Here is a 22,138-nt window from a genome sequence, read left to right as displayed (position 1 = left end):
TTGAACTGTCATGAGTAGAAAGTTCTTCCCGAACTCATAACTCATAACTCATAACTCATAACAAAATGGCACACAAAAAAGGTGAAGGTAAAGTAAAGAATGGCCGCGAATCGGAAGCAAAACGATTGGGCATAAAGATCTACGGCGGACAATTCGCTGTGGCCGGCAACATCATCGTACGTCAGCGCGGCACACGCCACTTCGCAGGCGCGAACGTAGGTATGGGAAAAGATCATACATTATTTGCATTGACAGACGGCGTTGTGAAATTCACGAAGAAACGCGATGATCGTTCTTACGTTTCTGTTGAACCCGCGAAAGCCGAATAAACAAGCGGCAGTTTTTTAGCTGCAACTCCAGTCACCGGCTCTTTAAGAAATTAAAACCCGTAAGCTAACCTTGCGGGTTTTTTCTATTTGGATTTTTCACTTTCCGAATGATGCGGCAGACTGCCACTGCTGCTTTTCCGTAACTTTACTTCTCATTCTCAATCTACTTATGCTCCAGTTACAATTCATCCGCGATAACAAAGAGGAAGTCATCCGCCGCCTTGCTAAAAAACATTTTAAAAACGAGATCGTAGAAAAAGTTTTTACGCTTGATGCTGACCGCAGAAAAACACAGGCCGAACTTGATGCGCTCAAAGCAGAAGCAAACCAAATCGCCAAACAGATCGGTGAATTGATGAAAGCGGGAAAAAAAGCGGAAGCCGATGAAGTGAAGAATAAAAGCCTGGCGCTGAAAGATTCTGAAAAAAAAATGCAGGGGATCCTGGATGGCATAGAAAAAGAAACGATCGATACGCTGGTGCTTTTACCAAATCTTCCGAATGAAATTGTTCCCGAAGGAAAAACTCCTGCCGAAAATAAAACCGTTTTTACACACGGAGAAATTCCAAAACTTCATGCCGGTGCAAAACCACACTGGGATCTTGCAGCGCAATACAACCTGATTGATTTTGAATTGGGCGTGAAACTCACCGGCGCGGGGTTTCCGGTTTACAAAGGAAAGGGCGCCAAACTGCAGCGAGCACTCATCAACTTTTTTCTCGATCGCGCTACGGCGGCAGGTTATGCTGAAATACAACCTCCGATTATGGTGAATAAAGATTCCGGTTTCGGCACGGGCCAACTTCCGGATAAAGAAGGACAGATGTACCACGCTACTGTCGATGATCTTTATCTTATTCCCACCGCCGAAGTTCCGATCACGAATATTTACCGCGATGTGATCCTGAAAGCAGAAGATTTCCCTATAAAAAATTGCGGTTACACCCCGTGTTTCCGCCGCGAAGCAGGATCGTACGGAAAAGATGTGCGCGGATTGAATCGCCTGCATCAATTCGACAAAGTGGAAATTGTACAGATCGCTCACCCGAAAAATTCCTATGCTGTTCTCGAAGAGATGCGCGAATATGTTGCCTCACTTTTAAAAGAACTGGAATTGCCTTTCCGCACATTATTGCTCTGCGGTGGCGATATGAGTTTTGCTTCGGCACAAACTTATGATATGGAAGTTTTTTCTGCAGCGCAGGAAAAATGGCTTGAAGTTAGTTCTGTTTCCAACTTCGAAAGTTTCCAGAGCAATCGTTTGAAATTGCGTTTCAAAGAAGGCGATGCAAAACCACAACTCGCACACACGCTCAACGGCAGCGCACTCGCTCTCCCGCGCATCGTAGCAGCATTGCTGGAAAATAATCAAACTGAAAACGGAATAAAAATTCCCGAAGCATTACAACCCTATACCGGTTTCAAAATCATTAACTGAATATGAAATTCCGCATCGCCAGGCATCTTCTTATTGCATTTCTTCCCTTGCTTTTTCTTTTTTCATGCGGCGAAAGAAATGACAAAGAGATCACCGAGATCAATTCATTGAGAGTGAAACTCAGCCAGACCGACAGTTTACTCCTGAAAGTGGACAAAGACGAAGCGGAAAAAAAGGAAGCAGAACTGAAAAACAACGCCCAGTTCATCCAGTACAACATCAACCTGCTGGGCGACACACTCGATTTTAAAACTGCGCTGTTCCTGAATTATTATCGCTCGCTATTGAGAAATTACCAGACCGTTGCCGATTCCTATTCTAAAATTCTTTTACAAGCCGACTCATCGCGCAGGAGTCTTGATAATCTTGAACATGATCTGAAGAATAATACACTTGCGGATGGGCTTACACCTGAAAAATGCATTGAGAGCGAAACAGAAAGAGTGAATTATTTATACCAGCATGCCGGCGATCTGCGTTCTATGCTTGAGCAGGCGAAGTCAGGTTACGATACACTTTCACCAAAGGTTGCCGGCTTTATGGCCGGGCTCAATATGAAACTCGCCGCTCGCAATCAAAACGGTCATTGACCATGAAAAACTTCCTGCTGCTGATCTTTCTTTTCATCGCACCGCTTTTCGTAAAAGCGCAGGACAGTATTCCCGGAAAAAATAATTCTACTGATGAACAACTCGCAGCGCAGTATTACGCAGAGGGTGATTATGAAAAAGCAGAAGTGTATTATGAGAAATTGTATAATCGCACGCCGATCAATGTGTATTATGATTATTACCTGAATTGCCTGCTCTACACAAAAGATTTCAAGAAAGCAGAGAAGACCGTGAAGAAACAGAGTTCGCGCAATCCCGGCGATCTTACTTTTCATGTCGATCTCGGTAGAGTTTATGGAGCAGAAGGAGATTCTGCAAAAGAGAAAAAAGAATTTATGAATGGTGTGAATGCGGTCGACGCAAGTTATTCGGCCAACGCGGTGATCGATCTTGCCAATGCATTTTTGGGTGTGAACGAACCGGATTTTGCGATCAAGGCATTATTACAGGGAAGAAAAGTGTTGAAAGATGTTTACACCTTCAACGTGGAACTTGCCGATGTGTACGCGATAAAAAAAGATTATGTGTCGATGGTGAATGAATACCTTGATATGCTCACGATCAATGTGGCTTACAAACAGCAAGTGCAGAATCGCCTGCAGGCAAAACTCGATGCAGATGAAAACGATCTCATTGCACCTGTACTGAAAACAGAATTGATCAGGCGCGCACAGAAAAATCCGGATGAGATGATCTGGTCCGAAATGCTCATCTGGTTTTACATGCAGCAGAAAAATTTCCCGGCCGCACTCATCCAGGCAAAAGCGATCGACAAAAGAAAAAAACTGGATGGCTCCGATATTCTTGCACTCGCTGCGACCGCGCGCGCGAATGGAGATTATGAAACGGCAGAAGATGCTTATGATTATGTGATCGGTCTCGGTAAGAATGGGTTCAATTACCGGGAAGCAAGAATTGAAAAAATAAATACCGAATACCAGAAGATCACGGTCGGTGGAAATTACACGCAGGATGAAATTATTTCTTTGCAATCGGAAATGAATTCCACGCTCGATGAACTTGGCCGCGATGTAAAAACGGTGGAACTCATACGCACACTCGCGCACCTGCAGGCCTTTTATCTTTTTGATACGAAGAATTCCATCAAAATGCTGGAGGACGCGCTCACGATCACCGGCCTCTCTCCTATGCAGGTGGCACAGGTAAAACTCGAACTCGGTGATGTGCTCCTGCTCGACGGGCAAGTGTGGGAAGCATCGCTTCGTTATTCGCAGGTGGAGAAAGCATTTGAATATGACCCTATAGGCCAGGAAGCAAAATACCGCAATGCGAAAATTGCTTTTTACATCGGCGATTTCAAATGGGCGCAGGTGCAACTGGATGTTCTAAAGAGCGCCACTTCAAAATTAATTTCGAACGATGCGATGTATCTTTCCATTCTCATTACAGAAAATCTTGCGCTCGACAGTAATCCCGATCCGCTGATGAAATTTGCACATGCCGACCTGATGATCTTTCAGAATCGCTACGACATTGCCATTCTCGATCTTGATTCCATTGACAAATTATACCCCACGCATGCACTCGAAGACGATGTGCTTCACCTGCGTTACCAAATCGCTTACAAGCAGCAGAAGTGGACCGAAGCAGCAGGTTATCTCGAAAAAATAATTTCAAATTATGGTACGGATATTCTTGGTGACGATGCCACGTTTGAACTCGCGCAACTTTACGACACGAAACTGAACGATAAAGCAAAAGCGATGGAGTATTATCAGGATGTTTTTACAAATTACCCGGGAAGTACTTTTGCCACTGATGCACGGAAACGTTTCCGTGAACTGAGGGGAGATAAAATTTCACAATAACTGTTTTCTGTTTACGGTTTGCAGTTTTGTGCAACAGTAAACAGTAAACCAAAAACTGAAGACAAGTCCTGATGATCCTTTATAACGTCACCGTAAACATCAACGACTCCGTTCATGACGAATGGCTGAACTGGATGAAGACCAAACACATTCCCGATGTAGTTGCGACAGGGTGTTTTTCTTCCGGAACAATTTTCCGTTTGATGATCGAAGAAGAATCGGGAACCAGTTATTCCATCCAGTACCGCGCGCCGAATAAAGCGGCCATCGATCGTTACCTGCAAAACTTTGCTGCGGAATTGCAGAAGGAACATTCTGAAAAATACAAAGACCAATTTGTTGCATTCCGCACGTTACTCGAAGAAGTGGAGTGAGGCCTAGATATATTTTGTATGACAATAAGGGCTAAAAAACATCTTGGCCAGCATTTTCTCCGCGATGAAAATATTGCCAGGAAGATCGCAGCTTCACTCGTACACAGCGATACTTATAAAAAAGTTCTGGAGATCGGGCCCGGAATGGGAGTGCTCACAAAATATTTACTGGAGCGGAAGGAATTTGAAACCTGGGTAGTGGAGGTGGATCGCGAATCGGTAGAATATTTAAAAACAAATTACCCGGTTCTCACCGGCCGCATCATCGAATGGGATTTTCTCCGGCTCACACTTTCTGAAAAATTCCACGAACCAATCGCGGTCATCGGGAATTTTCCCTACAATATTTCTTCGCAGATCCTTTTTAAGATCATTGAACACCGTGATCTTATTCCGGAAGCTGCCGGTATGTTCCAGAAAGAAGTGGCCGGTCGTGTTGCAGCACAACCCGGGAATAAAACGTACGGGATACTTTCGGTTCTCCTTCAAACGTGGTACAACATCGAATACCTTTTCACCGTAAGTGAACATGTTTTTTCCCCTCCTCCAAAAGTGAAATCGGGCGTGATACGACTGGTGAGAAATCAACGCATTGTATTACCGGTTGATGAAAAACATTTCACTGCAGTAGTGAAGGCCGGTTTTAACCAGCGCAGAAAAACACTTCGTAATGCACTTCATGCATTTAAAATCCTTCCCGGAAATGAAGGCCATGTTTTTTTTACCAAACGTGCCGAACAACTGAGCGTCGATGATTTCATCGCACTCTCGCTTTTAGTGGGGAAACCTTAACTTTGCCCGTCTTTTTTCAACGGACAATTCAATCTTGTTTTTTAATGTCGTACGAAGTAACGGATACTTTTCTTGACAAGCTGCGTGAAGCTCTGCATTCGCGCAATGAAAATGTATTGCGTTATATTTTCGATGAACTCCATCCTGCCGATGCAGCGGAAATTCTCAATCGGCTGGAAGATGAGGAAGCCGTGGAAGTTTATAATTACCTGCGCGAAGAAATGGCGGCACAGGCTATTCTTCTTCTCGAGGATGATAAGCGTGAAAAAATTCTCGATAAACTTTCACCAAAGCAGATCGCGGAACAGGTCATTGACAATCTTGCATCGGATGATGCTGCCGACGTTCTCGCTGAACTTACCGATAAAGAACAGGATGCTGTCCTTGCGCACGTAGAGGACACGGATCAGGCAGGAGACATTGTGGATCTTCTCAATTATGATCCCGACACTGCCGGTGGGGTGATGGCGAAAGAATTAGTGAAAGTGCATTTGAATAATTCCGTCCGGCAATGCGTGAAAGAATTACGGCTGCAGGCCGAAGAAGTAAAAAATATTTACACGATCTACGTGGTTGATGATGATGAAAAATTAGTGGGACTTCTCTCGCTGAAAAACCTGCTCACCGTTCCGCTCAATACACCGATCCGCGAAGTTTATAATCCGGATATCATCAGCGTGAAAGTCAATACGAATGCGGAAGAAGTCGGGCAACTGATGGACAAATATGATCTCGTTGTAATTCCTGTTGTGGACAGTATCAACCGTCTCGTGGGAAGAATAACTTTTGATGATATCGTAGATGTGATCCGCGAAGAAACAACCGAGGACGTTCAGAAAATGGGAGGTGTGGAAGCGCTCGAAGAACCTTACATGAGCACACCGTTCTGGCAAATGGTCCGCAAGCGAGCAGGTTGGTTAGTGATACTTTTCATTGGCGAAACATTCACTGCATCAGCCATGGCGCATTTTGAAGACCAGATGAAACGTGCTGTGATCCTCGCCACATTTATTCCACTCATCATTTCAAGCGGGGGCAATACGGGATCGCAGGCGTCATCGCTCATCATACGTGCACTCGCGCTCGGGGAAATAAAGATCCGCGACTGGTGGAAAATTGTAAGTAAAGAATTGCGCGTGGGTTTGGTGCTTGGATTAATTCTCGGCGCGATCGGCGTGCTTCGCGTTTTCATCTGGTCATTCATCACGAAAGATCCGGCATTGACAGAACATGTTACACTCATTTCACTCACCATTGGAATTACGCTGGTAGGTGTTGTTGCATGGGGAACGCTCGTTGGATCTGTTCTCCCGCTTTTCCTGAAACGCCTCGGGCTCGATCCTGCTGCGTCCTCTGCTCCATTCGTTGCAACACTGGTGGATGTGACAGGGATCGTGATCTATTTTTCGATCGCGATAATTTTTCTCAATGGAATTCTGCTCTGATCATGAATAAAATTCTGTTTCTCGATTCCAATCATCCTTCACTGATCACTGCTCTTCGTGAAAAAGGATTCGTGTGCGATGAGAATTATTCGGATCCGAAAATTACCATTGAAAAAAATATTTCGGGATATCATGCTGTGGTCATCCGGAGCCGTTTTAAAATTGATGTGCAATTCATCGATGCAGCAAAAAAACTGAAATGCATTGCGCGTGCAGGTGCAGGACTGGAAAATATTGATGTGAAGTATGCCGAATCGAAAGGAATAAAATGTGTGCATGCGCCGGAGGGAAATCGTGACGCCGTGGGCGAACATGCTATCGGAATGTTATTGTCGCTGATGAATAATCTTTCACGGGCTGATCGCGAAGTGCGGGAAGGAAAATGGAAACGCGAAGAAAACCGCGGTTATGAATTACAGGGAAAAACGGTGGGCATCATCGGTTACGGAAATATGGGAAGTGCTTTTGCACAACGGCTGAAAGGATTTGATGTAAACGTGATCGCATACGACAAATACAAAAAGAATTTCGGGAACGAATTTGTAAAAGAAGTGACAATGAAAGAAGTTTTTTCTGAAAGCGATGTGCTCAGCATTCATTTACCATTGACAGAAGAAACACATCACCTGGTGAATGAAGATCTCATTTCGCATTTTAAAAAACCATTCTGGTTTATTAATACTGCACGTGGAAAAAATGCGGATACTTCTGCACTGGTGAAAGCGATCCGTTCCGGAAAAATAATCGGTGCATGTCTTGATGTGCTTGAATACGAAAGTATTTCCTTCGAAGATATTGATGCAGAAAAATTACCTGAACCTTTCCGGTTCCTTATTCATTCGGAAAAGGTGATGCTCTCGCCGCACATTGCGGGATGGACTTTTGAAAGTCACGAAAAGATCGCGAAAGTTCTTGCCGAAAAAATCATCACCGCATTCGAAATTCCGGATTAGAAACTGATGATCAATCGTTCACTTCGTCAAAAACAAAATTGAATTTCACCACTTCGGAAATATCCTGTCCGCGATCGCGGATCTCTTCATCTCCCTTTTCATAACCCCATTCGATCACAAGATCATTCCCATAATAATGGATGAGCCGTTTCATGAGCGAAATAATATGACGGATGGTCGCCGTGTTGAAGTAAGTCATGAACACGCGGAACTTCACTTTCCCTTTGTGCGTATTCCGGAATTCTTCCACCCAGTCGTGAAGCGGTTGAAAAAATCCGTCTGAATTTTCCGGGATAGAATTCCCGCGGATCAGGAGCGTTGCGCTCGCCGCATTGAAATCAACTCCGGCTGTACGGATGGTTGAGGCGATGTGTAAGTCATTCATAGATTCTCAAATATCGGAATTTCGCCTGAATAGATGAGAACATCCGTTTTAATAAATCTGTCGTTTGTAAATACATTTATTGATCCTGTAAAAACGGATCAATAGATGATCATCTTCTTCACAAATCTTTCATCACCTTTTATTAAAACCACTGAATAAACACCATCGGGGAGTTCAACTTTCTGACTTCTGACCGAGCCAACGGTCGTCTCTTCCATGGAAATATTTCTTCCCTGTTCATCAAAAATTTCAAGGGTCACCACATCATCATCAGCGCCGGGGCAGGCAATATTGAAATTCCCATTGGAAGGATCGGGATAAAGAGAAAAAAGATCGTGCGAATCGGAAAAATTAACTTCGCGGAATTCCGAATAAGAATATTGCCCGTTATAATCGGTTTGCTTGAGCCGGTAATAGGAAATTCCCGGGTAAGGATCGGCATCAACAGTAGAATAATTTTTTGTAGAAGTGCTGTTGCCTGCGCCGTCCACGATGGCCACCGTTTCAAAATTATTTCCATCGCGCGTTTTTTCGATCGTGAAAAAATGATTGTTCGTTTCACTTGCCGTTGACCAGTTAAGATCGACGTTCGATTCATTTTGCATGGCATCAAAACTCAGCAATTCTATTGGAAGAACGCCGCTTTGCCCGTGGATCCAGAATTCGGAAAAAGAGGAGATCGAAAATTGAAGATAATCTCCACCATACATACTTCCGCTGGTAATGGAGGAAGATGGAATAGCTGTGAGCGAAGTTGCATCATTCGGATAATACGTTCCGTCTTCCGTTGGGCCGTCATATTTTGTTACGCACAAATTCGCAATGCTGATGATCGTGGGATCTGCAGTTTGCAGTGCGGAAAATTCTGCATTCGTGAAAAACAATCTCACCTGCACAACTGTCGAAGGTTGATTAGCAGGAGCGACCTGGAAATGACGTTGCAGGTAGTGCACCGTATTGTAAGTACCAACAGCTGCATCGCGATATTCATTCACAGTAACCGTCCCGAGATTATTTCCATTGTCCTTAACTGCAAATAAAACTTCAGTTGGATTAGCAGGATTAGCATAGGTCTTCCACGTACCATCGTCGCAAAACGAAATAGAATTCAGAACTGATGAAGCAGCAATAGTGCTGAAATTGGAAACGAGATTATGATCGACCGAGATCGAAGCCCCTGCTCCATTTGCAGAAATAAGATCCGGCTTCCCATCCTGATCTACATCACCAACCACAATATCTGCCGGCGCAACTGCTGCTAAATAATTTCCGCCACTAATAAAACTCAGGCTGCCTGGTACACTATTGTTTTTTAAAGATGAAAGCACACCAACATTATAAGCGGCAGAAACAGCTACATCGGGTTTACCATCGCCGTCCAAATCTCCGATAGCTGCACCTTGAACTCCGTTAGCTACTCCAACATCATATTTGGGAGTAAAATTTACCGTACCCACCAAACTTATATTTCTGAAAAAAGAAACAGAATTCGCACTCGAACTGTTGTTTCCTACTACAAGATCTGCTTTGCCATCAAGATCCAGATCTGCCACCTGTATTGAAAGCGGCCACGCTCCTGTTGCGAAATTTACGCGTGATGCAAGCGACGCGGAAGTAATGATGCCGGAAGTTGCAGTATTCCTGAAAACTGAAACTGTATTATCCCCGCCATTGGAACAGATCACATCGGGTTTGCCATCACCATCAATGTCGGCAACCTGTGCTTTTGTGGAATTATTTCCCGCAGGAAAATCTACACGAAGAAAAAAAGAACCGGAAACAATTGAACCTACTGTGCAATTATTCCGGAAAATTGAAATATTATTATCCCCGGCATTTGCAGTAACAATATCAATTTTGCCATCACCGTCAATATCGCCTGTAGTTACGCGGGGATAAATTCCTGCTTCAAGATTTATTTTTGGAGCAAAGCTCGCTGCATTGATCACTCCCGGTGTGCCGGTGTTCCTGAAAACACAAACAGAGTCTTCACCGATTAAAGAAACATCACCTGCGATCATATCCGGTTTTCCGTCTCCATCCATATCAGCAAACACAACACTGGAACAGTTCCCTGAGGTCGCAAAAAATACCGGTGATGCAAAAGATGATGAATTGATCACACCGTTGGCCGAGGTGTTCCTGAAAATTTCCACGCCCCCGCTTACCGTAGCGATAATATCTGTTTTCCCGTCAAGATCCACATCTTCCATGGTAAGCGAATACGTAGCGGATGTACTGAAATCTACATTGGCTGCAAATGATCCATTGAAAAGCGATCCTCCGCAACCAAATGTCAGATCAAAAATATCACCGGACCTGGCTGATAAATGAGAACTTAAAGTGGTAAGCGTAATTCGTTCATGCGTCAGATCTTTTGGAACAGAAACAGTGATTGAATTATAACTTGTAGTAAGAACTGTTGCTTTGGTCGCACCGAAAAAAACAATGTCTGAAGCCGGTACCGCGTCGAATCCACTTCCATTTATGGTTACTACACTTGAATATTGCCCGGAGCCCGGAGTGAAAGAAGTGATCGATGGTTTTATCGCATAGTGATCCCACCGATAGATCTGCCCTGTTGCGGGTTTTGCAGACAGATTCGTTGTCTCAGTGGAAGAACTTGCGCCCGGTGAAGCGCCCGTTCCGTTGAGTGATAAAAAATTTCCTGAAGAAAATCCGCCAAGCCCGATCGAAGCTGAAGCAAAATTCAACGCACCTGCGTCCTGGCGGTAATCAAATTCAATTCTCCTGTTTGATTCATAAAGTTTCACCTGGAAAGAAATGCCCGCCGATCCGGCAGTGAACGACCAATGCACATTATTCCATTCGATGGTAAATATTCTGTTCGGTGCAACTCCTGAAGTGATGTAGGAAATATTATTTGCAGCGTTCATCATGAGATCATCCCAAAGTGGGGCGAGCATAGCCCGTGGTGTTCCTGTTGCAAGATTATTCGTTGCATAAGAATTAGATGAAAAAGTTCCGCCGAGTTTCACGAAACCATTCGTTGATGCAGAGAGTGAAGTACAAACATATCCTTCGTAAATAAACTGAAATCCGATAGGAATAGAATTGATATAACCGTCATCAAGTGATCCCCAGGTCAGATTCGGAGAAGTTACACCGGGACTTCCGGTAATCTGCGTGTACGTTCCTGCAACCGCAGAAAAAGTATAGTTCGTCACGTTCTGCGCGCACACATCTGCGCACGCATACACAAGAAAAAAAATGAATATGTTTTTTACCGTTCTCATTTTACCGGTACAAAAAATAAAATGGCCAGGGAAGTAACCACTACAAAAGCGATTGTGATGTGAAATATCTTCGCATGCAATTCGGAATACACTACGGGGCGACGCATTTTTTTCTTTTTGATTTTCGTTTCAAATGTCCGTCCATTACGCCCCCTGTACAATCCCGTAATTAGGTATTTTCTTTCCTGATTGGGGAAATGCTTATTTTTCGGAAGTATGCGAATGAAAAAGTTCCTGTTGATTTTCCTGCTGCTATCCGGATTTTTCGCAATACCGATGGCTGCAAAACAACGCCAGAGAGTGGACAGTCTTCTTCATGCACTATCTGTTCAGAAGGATACTTCGCGTCTTGCAACACTTGTTAAACTTTCGCAGTCTTATTGGGGAATGAATGAAGACAGTGCATTTTATTATGGCAAACTATTATTGCGCGAATCAAAACAGTGCGGGAATGCAAAACGGGAGAGCGATGCCTATACCATCCTGGGAAGTTGTTTTTATCACATGGATAAGGTGGACTCGGCGTTTGCTTACAAGTGGAAAGCAATTGAATTGGCGCAAAAAGAAAATTATCAACGCGGGCTTGCCAATGGATACAGCGATGTCGGACTTTATTTCAAAGAGAAAGGCGATCTCGATTCCGCGCTGAAATATGTACTCCTCTCTGCCGGCATCCGTGAAAAAATAAATGATCAGAAATCACTCGGCGTTTCTTATCACAATCTTGGCCTTATCCTCATCGCGATGAACGACACGGAACAGTCGCTGAATTATTATGTGAAGGCCGAACATATTTTTGAGCAACAGAAACAATGGAAAAATTTTGCTGCAGTTCTCAATAACATCGCATCGCATTATGATGACATTCACCGGTATGATACCGCACTCATTCTTCACCTGCACGCCTATCACATACGCGACAGCATCGGTGATAAATCGGGAATGTCGCAGAGTTTGCTCAACCTCGGTGTCCTCTACAGGAATACGGGCGACTATGCGAATGCGGAAAAATATCTTCTGCAATCCTACGAACTGAAAAAAGTGATCGGCGAAACAAATTCGTTATCTATTTGCCTGCTCGACCTTGCTTTTACAAAACGCCTTGAAAAAAAATTCCCCGCAGCAGAAGCTTTGCTGAAGAGCGCCGACTCGCTCGTGACCATTTACCAGGGGCGCGAAACACGCCGCGATCTTTACCTGGAATATTCGCGCTTGTACTCCGACATGAAACGTTATGATCTTGCACTGAACTATCTTACACTTTACCAGGAAGAAAAAGATTCCATCTTCAATGAACAGAAATTAAAAGTGCTGAATGAATTGCAGGTGAAATTTCAAACCGCACAAAAAGAAAAAGAAAACCTCGACCTGAAAGCAAAAGGACGTGAACGCGATCTCGCTCTTGCCGAAGAAAAAACACAGAATGTTTTTCTTTTTTCCGGTGTAGGAATTCTTGCGCTTATCCTCGCTTTCTCTTTCTATGCCTACCGTTCGAAAAAGAACAGCGCAAAAAAACTGGAAGAAAAAAATAACCAGATCACCGCGCAGAATAATACGCTCAAAGAACTGAACAAAAAACTCATTGAATCGGAAGATGAACTTACCGAGCTTAATCATTCGAAGGATAAATTATTTTCCATCATCTCGCATGATCTCTCGAACCCGGTGAAAGCGATCAGCAATTACAACCAGGCCGTGCTTGCTCAGAAAGAAAATATGTCGCGCGAACAACTCTCGGATTCATTTGAAAAACTGGATCGTTCCATTCAACCGCTGCAGGGTTTTCTCGATAATCTTCTTCACTGGTCGGCGCTCCAGCGCATGGGCGTGAATGTGCGGAAAGAAATTTTTTCGCCCGGCGAGATCATTCGCGAGCAGGCGGGCCTATACGATGCACATTGCGCGCTGAAGAAAATTTCCATGATCGTCAACGGTGAAAAAAATATCATGGTGAATACCGACAAGAATATGCTGCGGCTGGTCCTGAGAAATCTCATCAGCAATGCGATCAAATTCTCACCGGAAAATACCCAAGTCGTCATTCGCGTTGCAAAAGAAAAGAATGCAGTTTCAATTTCAATCACTGATCATGGCGCCGGAATTCCTGTTGATGTACTGCAAAAAATTCAACAGAGAAAAACGGTAGGATCTTCGAAAGGAACCATGGGTGAAAGCGGAACGGGTCTTGGCCTCGGGCTTGTGAAAGAATATTTATCGAAGATGGGAGGAGAACTCAGCATAGAAAGTTCTTCTTCCGGAAGTACATTCACCGCGAAAATAATTTCCTGATCAGATCATTCCTTTTCTGATCGCGTATTTTACCAACCCTATTTTATTTTTCGACCCGGTCTTTGCAAGAATATTTTTCCGGTGTGTATAAACGGTGCACGGGCTTATGCTCAGCTTCTCTCCTATTTCTTCGGCCGACATCTCCGCACACACCAGCAACAGTATTTCTTTTTCCCTTCCTGAAAGTTCTTTCGAAATCATGCCGCAAGTTGCGGCGGGAAAAAATTATTTTCAATCCTGTAAAAAGGGATTTTGGGACGGGAACGGATTGCGAACTTCGCGCCTGGCGAGAAACAGAAGAGGCGCGAAGTTCGCAATTCGTTCCCCCTACTCTTCCAGTAACCCATGCTTCAGCGCATACTTCACCAATCCTACGGCATTGCTCACACCGAGCTTGAGAAGAATATTTTTCCGGTGTGTGTCCACGGTTCCTGTGCTGATGAATAATTTTTTTCCGATCTCGGCGCTCGAGAATTCTTTACACACGAGAACGAGAATTTCTTTTTCGCGTTCCGTGAGTTGCGCATCGGGATTTTCGATGATAATGGCCGATGAACGCAAGAGCACATCTTCATCATGATCATATTCTTTTGTCTCATCAGGAAATATTTCACCTCCTTCATTCACAAGAACGATCGCTTTCATCAATTCTTCCATGGAAATATTTTTCAGTAAGTATCCTTTCACGCCGAGCTTTTTCAGTTTATCCACGTAACGCCCGCCGCGCTGCATCGTGAGCATGATGATCCTGAAATTAATTTTCTTCTTTCCGAGTTCCGTAGCAATTTCCATCCCGCTTTTTCCCGGCAAATGAAGATCGAGCAATAAAATGTCGAATTCGTTTTCGCCGATCATTTTCATCGCCGCATTGCCTTCATTTGCTTTGGCCACCACTTTCGCTTCCTTCGATGAATTTAAAAGCATTTCCAGTCCTTCGAGATACAAAGGATGATCGTCGGCAAGCGCTATGCGGACAGGTTTACTCATTTGATTCCGGTAATTTGTATAAAATCTCAAAAAAACAAAAAACAAATTCCAAAAAAATATTTTTAGAAAATGACTCCGGTTGGAATTTGACGCTTGCTTTTATTTTCATTTTTCATTCAGGTCTTTCATAACGATCTGAACCGTGTAACGTGATTTCACTTCGAGAAAAATTCTTTTTCCTGCGGTCACACGATCAATGGTGGGCTGATCATAATAACGGATGGTGACCAGTTCCACATTTTCATTGTAGAGTACGCGGAATTTTTCGCGCAGTTCCTTTATCAGTTCCGGAAGTTTTCGCTCATCTCCATCCACACTTACGGAAAAACTGATGGCTGAATTGAGCATGACATTCATTTTTATGCGATGCGATGCGAACATGTTGAATATCTCGCTGAGATTCTCTTCCACGATGAAAGAAAAATCTTTCGGTGAAATGGAAAGTAAAACCTGGTTCACCTTGAAAATAAAACATGGAACCGGAAGCGGCACATGCGCATCGTGAATCTTCGTTCCTGTTTTTTCCGGCTCGAGAAACGAGCGGACGAAAAGAGGAATATTCTTATTCTGCAGCGGTTTTATGGTTTTAGGGTGAATGACGGTTGCGCCATAATACGTAAGCTCGATTGCATCCTGGTAAGTGAGCTCGGAAATAAGTTGTGTTTCATCGAACCATTTCGGATCGGCATTAAGTACACCGGGCACATCTTTCCAAATCGTTACACTTTCTGCGTTGAGGCAATAAGCAAGAATTGCAGAAGTGTAATCCGATCCTTCGCGCCCGAGCGTGGTGGTGAAATTTTCTGAAGTGCAGGCGATGAATCCTTGTGTGATAATGACCTGTTCTTTTCCGTGTGAAAAAAATCCGGCAACGCATTTCTTCGCACATTCTTCCGTGAATGCCCAATCTACTTTTCCTTCACGGAACGTATTATCTGTTTTCACCACGTCACGCACATCGAGCCATTTATTTTTCACACCCGCGCTGCTGAGATATGCACTGATGATCTTCGTGGAAAGAATTTCTCCGATAGAAACAACCTGGTCATATTCATGATCGAAAGAATGTTCGGGTTTTCCATCCACCGCCCATTCCAGTTCAACGAACGCATTGTGCAATTCTGTGAAGAACGTATGATCTTCGGAACCGAAAAGTTCGCGTGCTATCTTCCAGTGAAAATCTTTTATTTCAGCAAGAATTTCTGTGGCATTTTCTTTTCCGTAAAAAAAAGCATAGGCAAGCCGCTCGAGTGCATTGGTGGTTTTTCCCATTGCAGAAATGATCACCACAATATTTTCCCCGGAAAATCGGCCAAGGATCTTTGCCACGTTGCGAACGGCATCAGCATCTTTTACGGAAGCGCCACCGAATTTGAAAACTTTCATCGGGAACGAAATTACGGATTACCGGAGGATGGATTACGGACTACGGAAGTGGACTATTTTTTTGAAGGTGAAATTATCATTTCGACTAAACCCTAAGTCCATCTTCCATCCTCCATTGGTATTCTACAAAAAATTATTCACTCACAGATTGATCCTGTAATTCAGCCATTCCTTCATCACTTCAGGATCATATTTTTCATAAAACTTTATTGCCGGCTCATTCCAGTCGAGCACCTGCCATGACAAACGTTTTACTTTTTTTTCTTTTGCGACAGAAAGTATCTTTTCAAAAAGTAATTTTCCTATCCCGTTTTTTCTTTCGCTTTGCGTGACAATGATATCTTCCAGGAAAATACAAGGACCTTTCCATGTGGAATAATTGATGTAGCAGAGCGCCATTCCCACAATGCTATTTTCTTTTTCGGCAACATAACAGAAGAAAAGAGGATGATCGCCGAATCCGTCGCGGATCAATTGCTGCTCGGTCAGGATCACTTCATCCGGGGCGCGTTCATAATGCGCGAGTTCTTTGATCAATTGCAGAACATGAAACATGTCAGTCCCGGTGGCTTCCCGAATGATAATATTTTCCATGAAAATCAAAAGTAGAAATTTCCCATCTTTACAAAACAATAAGAACAACATGACCAAAGTAAAAACACTCGGGCAATTCATCATTGAAAAACAATCTGATTTTCCTTATGCGAAAGGAGAGCTGTCGCGTTTGCTGCGCGATATAGGCATTGCCGCCAAGATCGTGAACCGCGAAGTGAATAAAGCCGGGCTCGCTGATATTCTCGGTGAAGCCGGAGAGACAAACGTGCAGGGCGAAGTGCAGAAAAAACTCGATGTTTTTGCTAATGAACAATTCATAGCGGCGTTGAGTGTTGGTGGTGAAATCTGCGCTATTGCATCGGAAGAAAATGAAGACCTCATCCCGGTCGATAATCCGCAGTCGAAAAATGCAAAATATGTTGTGGCCATGGATCCGCTCGACGGGTCGTCGAATATTGATGTGAATGTTTCGGTGGGAACCATCTTTTCCATTTACAGGAGAATTTCTCTTTCCGGGCCGGGCAATATTGAAGATTTCCTCCAGCGCGGAACCGAACAGATCGCCGCCGGTTATGTTATTTATGGTTCATCGACCATGCTCGTTTACACAACAGGAAAAGGTGTGAATGGTTTTACACTCGATCCTTCCATTGGTGAATTCTGCCTCTCGCATCCCAACATGAAAATAAATCCGGATGGAAAAACGTATTCCATCAACGAAGGAAATTATGTTCACTTTCCTGACGGTGTAAAAAAATATATCAAGTATTGCCAGGAAGAAGATCCTGCTACCAAACGTCCTTATTCATCACGCTACATCGGTTCTGCCGTTGCGGATATTCACCGCAATCTCATCACCGGCGGAATTTATATTTATCCTACAACAGCCGCTTCACCGAAAGGAAAATTACGGCTGCTTTACGAATGTAATCCCATTGCATTCATTATTGAACAAGCCGGCGGAAAAACAACCGATGGTTTCAAAAGAATTCTCGAGATCGAGATCAAATCGCTTCACCAGCGCACACCCTTCTTCGCAGGATCGGCCGAAATGGTGGATGTGTGCGGAGAATTCATGAGAAAATTTTCTGCTGTGAACGTGAAATAGTACTGAGTACTCTGAACACCAGCCAAATGTAATTTTTCGCTGAATGAGCTGTAACAAACCGGCCACTCATTCGTCCTACGATAAATCATTCCCCGAAAAATATTTCATTATGAAAAAATTTATTTCAACTCTCGCTGTTCTCTCCGCCATCACCGGATTTTCGCAGACAGCTTCTGAAGTTCGCACCGTAGGTGATTTTCACGGACTCGATATTTCTGCACCAATCGTTGTAGAAATTACACAGGGCGATGTCAACTCTGTAATTCTCGAAGGAGATGCGAACGAAACAAAAAATATTTCGACTTCCGTAGACAACAACGGCGTTCTTAATATTTCCGGTCACGGTGACGACGTGAAAGCAAAGATCACCGTGAAAAAAATAAATTCCATTCAGCTCAGCGGCGCGTCCGATACAAAATGTATGAACCCGCTTGTTACCGATACTTTATCAGTCACCGGTTCCGGTGCTTCTGATGCTAAAATTAATGTGCAGTCAAATGCAGTTCGCGCTACACTGAGCGGCGCGAGCGATGTAAAATTCATTGGTACAACAAAAAATCTTACTGCTGTTGTTTCCGGCGCGGGCACACTCAAAGCGTATGATCTTGCTGCCGATAATGTACACGTTGCTGCTACCGGTGCATCTTCAGCGCACGTTACTGCCAATGTTTCACTCGACGCAACTTCTTCCGACGCTTCAGACATCCATTACCAGGGAAATGCAACCGCGAAAGTTGTAAATGCAAGCGGCGCCTCTTCCATCTCTGTTCGTGGTGACGATAATAATTCAAATGATACTACCAGTTTTCACATTGGCGATTATGATGTGCATCTCACTCCGCATGATGGCGATGAACGTTCGGTGCGCGAAAAAAAGAACGAAGACAAAGATTTCAAATACTGGCAGGGGATTGATCTCGGTGTGGATGGTTATCTCACTTCGGCAAATAAACTTGAACTTCCTACCGGCCTCGAATACATGAATCTCAATTATGCGAAGTCGTATGTTTTCGGATGGAACCTCATGCAGAAAAATATTCACATCTATCGCAACAATGTAAATCTCGGAACAGGACTCGGTCTCACCTGGTATCATTATAATTTCCGAGGAAGTTATTCGCTCGTACCGAATTCTTCTTACACCACGGCCATCAGCGATTCATTGCATTATCTCAAGAACCGTTTGAATATGTGTTATGTGAATGTTCCGCTGTTCCTTGAATTCAATACGAATAATAATGATGCAAGCCGCTCTTTTCACTTTGGCGCCGGAATGGATTTCGGTTATAATATTTTCAATAATAAACTCAAACAGAAATATGAACTCGGCGGCCACGATTACAAACGCGAACAGCGGGATGATTATAATGTGAATCCTTTCCGTTACGATATTATTGCAAGAGTCGGTTATGGCAAATTCACCATCTTCGGTTCTTACGCGCTTTCTCCTCTCTTCGAAAAAAGCAAGGGCCCGGTGGTATATCCGTTCAGCGCAGGAATCGCTCTCGATTTTTAATATTTCACATTCCCGTTTTCAAGGATCCTTCCCAAATTATGGGAGGGATTTTTTTTGCTCACCGATTCGCATCCGAGTTCTCAGTTCTAAGTTCTATCTTAGCAACTCCATTTTCTCCTTATGAAAGACAAGCTCAGGTTACTCGAAGATAAAATTTCCGAAGCGCATCTCGGTGGTGGACAAAAACGCATCGACTCGCAGCACAAGAAAGGAAAACTCACGGCGAGAGAACGATTGCATTTTCTGATCGACGAAGGAACGTTCGAAGAAATAGGAATGCTCGTCACACACCGCTCCACTGATTTTGGCCTCGACAAAGAAATTTATCCTGGTGATGGTGTGGTTACCGGTTTCGGAAAAATAAACGGGCGGCTTGTTTATGTTTTTTCGCAGGACTTCACCGTTTTCGGCGGATCGCTTTCTGAAACGCATGCCGAAAAAATTGTCCGCATCATGGACCTCGCTATGAAGAACGGCGCTCCTGTCATCGGGCTAAATGATTCGGGCGGCGCGCGCATACAGGAAGGTGTTGTTTCACTCGGAGGGTATGCCGATATTTTTTACAGAAATACAATTGCATCGGGAGTCGTTCCGCAGATCTCCGCCATCATGGGGCCTTGTGCCGGCGGCGCAGTTTATTCTCCCGCCATCACCGATTTTATTCTCATGGTGGAAAATACTTCTTACATGTTTGTCACCGGGCCCAACGTGGTAAAAACAGTTACGCACGAAGAAGTGACTTCGGAAGAACTCGGTGGCGCAATGACGCACGCAGGTAAATCGGGCGTCACGCATTTTGCGGCGGCGAATGAAGTGGAGTGCATTCAGAATATCCGTGCATTGCTTTCCTACATGCCGCAGAATTGTGAAGAAGAAGTTCCTATGCATGCATACGAATCTTCCGATGAAAAACGTTCGGCGCTCAACGATCTCATCCCGGAAAATCCGAATCAGCCGTATGACATGCGCGATGTGATCAATAATGTCATCGACAGCGATACGTTCCTCGAAGTGCACAAGAATTTCGCAGAAAACATCGTGGTCGGATTCGCACGCATTGCGGGAAGAAGCATTGGCATAGTCGCAAATCAACCTGCAGTTCTCGCCGGCGTACTCGATATTCATTCGTCCATAAAGGCAGCGCGCTTTGTCCGCTTCTGCGATTCATTCAATATTCCACTGCTGGTTTTCGAAGACGTTCCCGGATTTCTTCCCGGCACCGACCAGGAATGGAATGCGATCATTTCCAACGGAGCAAAATTACTTTACGCTTTCTGCGAAGCAACCGTTCCGCGCGTAACCGTGATCACGCGCAAGGCGTACGGTGGCGCATACGATGTGATGAATTCAAAACACATTGGCGCCGACATGAATTACGCATGGCCTACCGCAGAAATTGCGGTGATGGGCGCGAAAGGAGCAGCAGAAATTATTTTCAAAAATGAAATTTCTGCGGCGAAAGATCCGGTTGCAAAACTGAAAGAAAAAGAAAAAGAGTATCTCGAAAAATTTGCCAATCCATACATGGCCGCCGCACGCGGATACATTGATGAAGTGATAGCTCCCGAAGACACGCGCGCAAAACTCATTGCTGCATTTGAAATGCTGAAGAATAAAGCAGATAAATTGCCAAGAAAGAAACACGGAAATATTCCGTTGTAGAATGACGAATGGAGAGCGGAGAAAAATATTTTCTTTTCCCTAAGAGGCTGTTTAAATTTCATCCTTCTGTTTTGTTATGCGCCATAACAATTCCAAAAAAATGAATTTTAAACAGCCTCTAATCGATTTGTTTTAGCTGATCGCAATTCATGAAGCAGAATTTTTCCGACTCTCAACTCCTCCCTCCTCCCTCCATTCTCATCACCGGAGCAACCGGACTCATTGGCGCACACATCGCTTACGATCTTGTGAAAAGCGGGGAACACATTCGCGCGATAAAAAGAAAAGACAGTACTACAAAAGTCACCGAATCTATTTTTAATTTCTATTCGAAGAATGCAGAAGCATTATTGAAAAATATAGAATGGGTGAATGCAGATCTTCTTGATGCCGGCGCACTCGAGGATGCGCTCGCGGGCATCACGCACGTGTATCACGCAGCCGCGCTCGTATCATTCGTCCCATCCGAGAAAAAAAATATGCTGGAGATAAACATAGAAGGAACGGCGAACCTTGTTAATCTCTGTCTCGAAAAAAAAATTGAAAAATTCTGTCACATCTCTTCCATTGCCGCACTCGGCCGCACCACGGACGGAAGTTTGATTGATGAAAATACCTGGTGGAAAAATTCGCCTGAAAATTCCTGGTATGCGATCAGCAAATACGGCGCAGAAAGAGAAGTGTGGCGCGCCACAGAAGAAGGAATGAACGTGGTGATCGTGAATCCCTCGCTCGTGATCGCGCCCGGTACCGGCAAAAGCAGTTCTGAGCTTTTCCGCGCGCTGCGCAAAGGGCTCCGCTGGTACACCGATGGGGTGAATGGCTTCGTGGATGTGCGCGATGTTAGTTGTGCTGCAATACAACTCATGAAAAGCAACATCGTGAATGAACGGTTCATTGTTTCGGGCGCTAATCTCACTTACCGCGAATTCTTCAACAAAGTGCTGAAACAATTCGGCAGGAAAGAAACGAAGTGGAAAGCTTCCCGCACTTTACTTGGCCTCGGCTGGAGAGGAGAAAAAATTTTCACGGGCCTAACCGGGCGCGCACCACGCGTGACGAAGGAAACTGCACAATCTTCACTGGAAAAAAACAGTTACAAGGCCGATAAGATCACGCACAAAATAAATTTCAAATACAGGAATATTGAGCAAAGCATAAAAGAGATCTGCGCATTCTACCAATGAAAAAATCCCAAAAAACAAACCCTAAAAAACAAATC

The 22,138-nt window shown here is 44.1% G+C and carries 19 protein-coding genes; 13 read left to right on the top strand and 6 right to left on the bottom strand.

Going from position 1 to position 22,138, the window contains the following annotated elements; genetic code table 11:
• Window positions 1-65 precede the first annotated feature (65 nt).
• The 8 genes from rpmA (at window position 66) to HY064_08065 (ending at window position 7,771) form a co-directional block, all read left to right on the top strand.
• Window positions 66-329, top strand: coding sequence for a 50S ribosomal protein L27 (gene rpmA, locus HY064_08100; GenBank protein ID MBI3510611.1), 264 nt, complete (start codon window positions 66-68; stop codon window positions 327-329).
• A 169-nt stretch (window positions 330-498) separates the two neighbouring features.
• Window positions 499-1,767, top strand: a complete 1,269-nt coding sequence (serS, locus tag HY064_08095) for a serine--tRNA ligase (GenBank protein MBI3510610.1) — start codon at window positions 499-501, stop codon at window positions 1,765-1,767.
• A 2-nt stretch (window positions 1,768-1,769) separates the two neighbouring features.
• Window positions 1,770-2,357 carry a hypothetical protein gene (locus HY064_08090; GenBank protein ID MBI3510609.1) on the top strand — a complete coding sequence of 196 codons (588 nt, stop codon included), beginning with the start codon at window positions 1,770-1,772 and terminating at the stop codon, window positions 2,355-2,357.
• Window positions 2,358-2,359: 2 nt separating this feature from the next.
• Window positions 2,360-4,207 (top strand): tetratricopeptide repeat protein, encoded by a 1,848-nt coding sequence (locus HY064_08085; protein MBI3510608.1) that lies wholly within the window; start codon window positions 2,360-2,362, stop codon window positions 4,205-4,207.
• A 71-nt stretch (window positions 4,208-4,278) separates the two neighbouring features.
• Window positions 4,279-4,581 carry a DUF4286 family protein gene (locus HY064_08080; GenBank protein ID MBI3510607.1) on the top strand — a complete coding sequence of 101 codons (303 nt, stop codon included), beginning with the start codon at window positions 4,279-4,281 and terminating at the stop codon, window positions 4,579-4,581.
• Between the two features lie 18 nt (window positions 4,582-4,599).
• Window positions 4,600-5,373, top strand: coding sequence for a 16S rRNA (adenine(1518)-N(6)/adenine(1519)-N(6))-dimethyltransferase RsmA (rsmA, locus tag HY064_08075; GenBank protein MBI3510606.1), 774 nt, complete (start codon window positions 4,600-4,602; stop codon window positions 5,371-5,373).
• Between the two features lie 44 nt (window positions 5,374-5,417).
• The gene (gene mgtE / locus HY064_08070) at window positions 5,418-6,818 is read left to right on the top strand and encodes a magnesium transporter (GenBank protein MBI3510605.1); all 1,401 of its coding nucleotides are present in this window, start codon (window positions 5,418-5,420) and stop codon (window positions 6,816-6,818) included.
• A 2-nt stretch (window positions 6,819-6,820) separates the two neighbouring features.
• Window positions 6,821-7,771 carry a hydroxyacid dehydrogenase gene (locus tag HY064_08065; protein ID MBI3510604.1) on the top strand — a complete coding sequence of 317 codons (951 nt, stop codon included), beginning with the start codon at window positions 6,821-6,823 and terminating at the stop codon, window positions 7,769-7,771.
• 10 nt (window positions 7,772-7,781) lie between these two features.
• On the opposite strand, the gene HY064_08060 is transcribed toward HY064_08065, so the two are convergent.
• Window positions 7,782-8,156 carry a DUF1987 domain-containing protein gene (locus HY064_08060; GenBank protein MBI3510603.1) on the bottom strand — a complete coding sequence of 125 codons (375 nt, stop codon included), beginning with the start codon at window positions 8,154-8,156 and terminating at the stop codon, window positions 7,782-7,784.
• A gap of 98 nt (window positions 8,157-8,254) precedes the next feature.
• On the bottom strand, window positions 8,255-11,413 hold the full coding sequence (locus HY064_08055; protein ID MBI3510602.1) for a VCBS repeat-containing protein: 3,159 nt from the start codon (window positions 11,411-11,413) through the stop codon (window positions 8,255-8,257).
• A gap of 222 nt (window positions 11,414-11,635) precedes the next feature.
• Between HY064_08055 and HY064_08050 the strand changes: the two genes are divergently transcribed.
• Window positions 11,636-13,702 carry a tetratricopeptide repeat-containing sensor histidine kinase gene (locus HY064_08050; protein MBI3510601.1) on the top strand — a complete coding sequence of 689 codons (2,067 nt, stop codon included), beginning with the start codon at window positions 11,636-11,638 and terminating at the stop codon, window positions 13,700-13,702.
• Here the strand turns inward: HY064_08050 and HY064_08045 are convergent, their stop codons facing one another.
• From HY064_08045 to HY064_08030, 4 genes are all read right to left on the bottom strand, one after another.
• Window positions 13,703-13,903, bottom strand: coding sequence for a helix-turn-helix transcriptional regulator (locus tag HY064_08045; GenBank protein MBI3510600.1), 201 nt, complete (start codon window positions 13,901-13,903; stop codon window positions 13,703-13,705).
• 126 nt (window positions 13,904-14,029) lie between these two features.
• Window positions 14,030-14,689 (bottom strand): response regulator transcription factor, encoded by a 660-nt coding sequence (locus HY064_08040; protein MBI3510599.1) that lies wholly within the window; start codon window positions 14,687-14,689, stop codon window positions 14,030-14,032.
• Window positions 14,690-14,794: 105 nt separating this feature from the next.
• Window positions 14,795-16,075, bottom strand: coding sequence for an aspartate kinase (locus HY064_08035; protein MBI3510598.1), 1,281 nt, complete (start codon window positions 16,073-16,075; stop codon window positions 14,795-14,797).
• A gap of 141 nt (window positions 16,076-16,216) precedes the next feature.
• Complete coding sequence (locus HY064_08030; GenBank protein MBI3510597.1) at window positions 16,217-16,669, bottom strand: GNAT family N-acetyltransferase; 453 nt, start codon at window positions 16,667-16,669, stop codon at window positions 16,217-16,219.
• 49 nt (window positions 16,670-16,718) lie between these two features.
• On the opposite strand from HY064_08030, the gene fbp reads away from it, so the two are divergent.
• From fbp to HY064_08010, 4 genes are all read left to right on the top strand, one after another.
• Window positions 16,719-17,738: a class 1 fructose-bisphosphatase gene (gene fbp / locus HY064_08025; protein ID MBI3510596.1), complete on the top strand. Its 1,020-nt coding sequence runs from the start codon at window positions 16,719-16,721 to the stop codon at window positions 17,736-17,738.
• Window positions 17,739-17,847: 109 nt separating this feature from the next.
• Window positions 17,848-19,254 (top strand): DUF2807 domain-containing protein, encoded by a 1,407-nt coding sequence (locus HY064_08020; GenBank protein MBI3510595.1) that lies wholly within the window; start codon window positions 17,848-17,850, stop codon window positions 19,252-19,254.
• 120 nt (window positions 19,255-19,374) lie between these two features.
• Window positions 19,375-20,916 (top strand): acyl-CoA carboxylase subunit beta, encoded by a 1,542-nt coding sequence (locus HY064_08015; protein ID MBI3510594.1) that lies wholly within the window; start codon window positions 19,375-19,377, stop codon window positions 20,914-20,916.
• Between the two features lie 149 nt (window positions 20,917-21,065).
• The gene (locus HY064_08010) at window positions 21,066-22,103 is read left to right on the top strand and encodes an NAD-dependent epimerase/dehydratase family protein (protein MBI3510593.1); all 1,038 of its coding nucleotides are present in this window, start codon (window positions 21,066-21,068) and stop codon (window positions 22,101-22,103) included.
• Window positions 22,104-22,138 lie beyond the last annotated feature (35 nt).

Source organism: Bacteroidota bacterium (assembly GCA_016194975.1).
Classification (GTDB): Bacteria; Bacteroidota; Bacteroidia; order Palsa-965; family Palsa-965.
Note: the sequence above shows the minus strand (reverse complement) of the source record. Positions and strands in the feature narration are given on the sequence as shown.

What these genes read in the sequence shown, in the direction of transcription:
- rpmA (MBI3510611.1), top strand. Translation starts at nt 66, where the DNA reads ATGGCACACAAAAAAGGTGAAGGTAAAGTAAAGAATGGCCGCGAATCG.
- HY064_08085 (MBI3510608.1), top strand. Translation starts at nt 2,360, where the DNA reads ATGAAAAACTTCCTGCTGCTGATCTTTCTTTTCATCGCACCGCTTTTC.
- HY064_08015 (MBI3510594.1), top strand. Translation starts at nt 19,375, where the DNA reads ATGAAAGACAAGCTCAGGTTACTCGAAGATAAAATTTCCGAAGCGCAT.
- HY064_08020 (MBI3510595.1), top strand. Translation starts at nt 17,848, where the DNA reads ATGAAAAAATTTATTTCAACTCTCGCTGTTCTCTCCGCCATCACCGGA.
- fbp (MBI3510596.1), top strand. Translation starts at nt 16,719, where the DNA reads ATGACCAAAGTAAAAACACTCGGGCAATTCATCATTGAAAAACAATCT.
- HY064_08030 (MBI3510597.1), bottom strand. Translation starts at nt 16,669, where the DNA reads ATGGAAAATATTATCATTCGGGAAGCCACCGGGACTGACATGTTTCAT.
- HY064_08065 (MBI3510604.1), top strand. Translation starts at nt 6,821, where the DNA reads ATGAATAAAATTCTGTTTCTCGATTCCAATCATCCTTCACTGATCACT.
- HY064_08045 (MBI3510600.1), bottom strand. Translation starts at nt 13,903, where the DNA reads ATGATTTCGAAAGAACTTTCAGGAAGGGAAAAAGAAATACTGTTGCTG.
- mgtE (MBI3510605.1), top strand. Translation starts at nt 5,418, where the DNA reads ATGTCGTACGAAGTAACGGATACTTTTCTTGACAAGCTGCGTGAAGCT.
- HY064_08010 (MBI3510593.1), top strand. Translation starts at nt 21,066, where the DNA reads ATGAAGCAGAATTTTTCCGACTCTCAACTCCTCCCTCCTCCCTCCATT.
- HY064_08080 (MBI3510607.1), top strand. Translation starts at nt 4,279, where the DNA reads ATGATCCTTTATAACGTCACCGTAAACATCAACGACTCCGTTCATGAC.
- HY064_08055 (MBI3510602.1), bottom strand. Translation starts at nt 11,413, where the DNA reads ATGAGAACGGTAAAAAACATATTCATTTTTTTTCTTGTGTATGCGTGC.
- HY064_08050 (MBI3510601.1), top strand. Translation starts at nt 11,636, where the DNA reads ATGAAAAAGTTCCTGTTGATTTTCCTGCTGCTATCCGGATTTTTCGCA.
- HY064_08035 (MBI3510598.1), bottom strand. Translation starts at nt 16,075, where the DNA reads ATGAAAGTTTTCAAATTCGGTGGCGCTTCCGTAAAAGATGCTGATGCC.
- HY064_08040 (MBI3510599.1), bottom strand. Translation starts at nt 14,689, where the DNA reads ATGAGTAAACCTGTCCGCATAGCGCTTGCCGACGATCATCCTTTGTAT.
- HY064_08060 (MBI3510603.1), bottom strand. Translation starts at nt 8,156, where the DNA reads ATGAATGACTTACACATCGCCTCAACCATCCGTACAGCCGGAGTTGAT.
- HY064_08090 (MBI3510609.1), top strand. Translation starts at nt 1,770, where the DNA reads ATGAAATTCCGCATCGCCAGGCATCTTCTTATTGCATTTCTTCCCTTG.
- serS (MBI3510610.1), top strand. Translation starts at nt 499, where the DNA reads ATGCTCCAGTTACAATTCATCCGCGATAACAAAGAGGAAGTCATCCGC.
- rsmA (MBI3510606.1), top strand. Translation starts at nt 4,600, where the DNA reads ATGACAATAAGGGCTAAAAAACATCTTGGCCAGCATTTTCTCCGCGAT.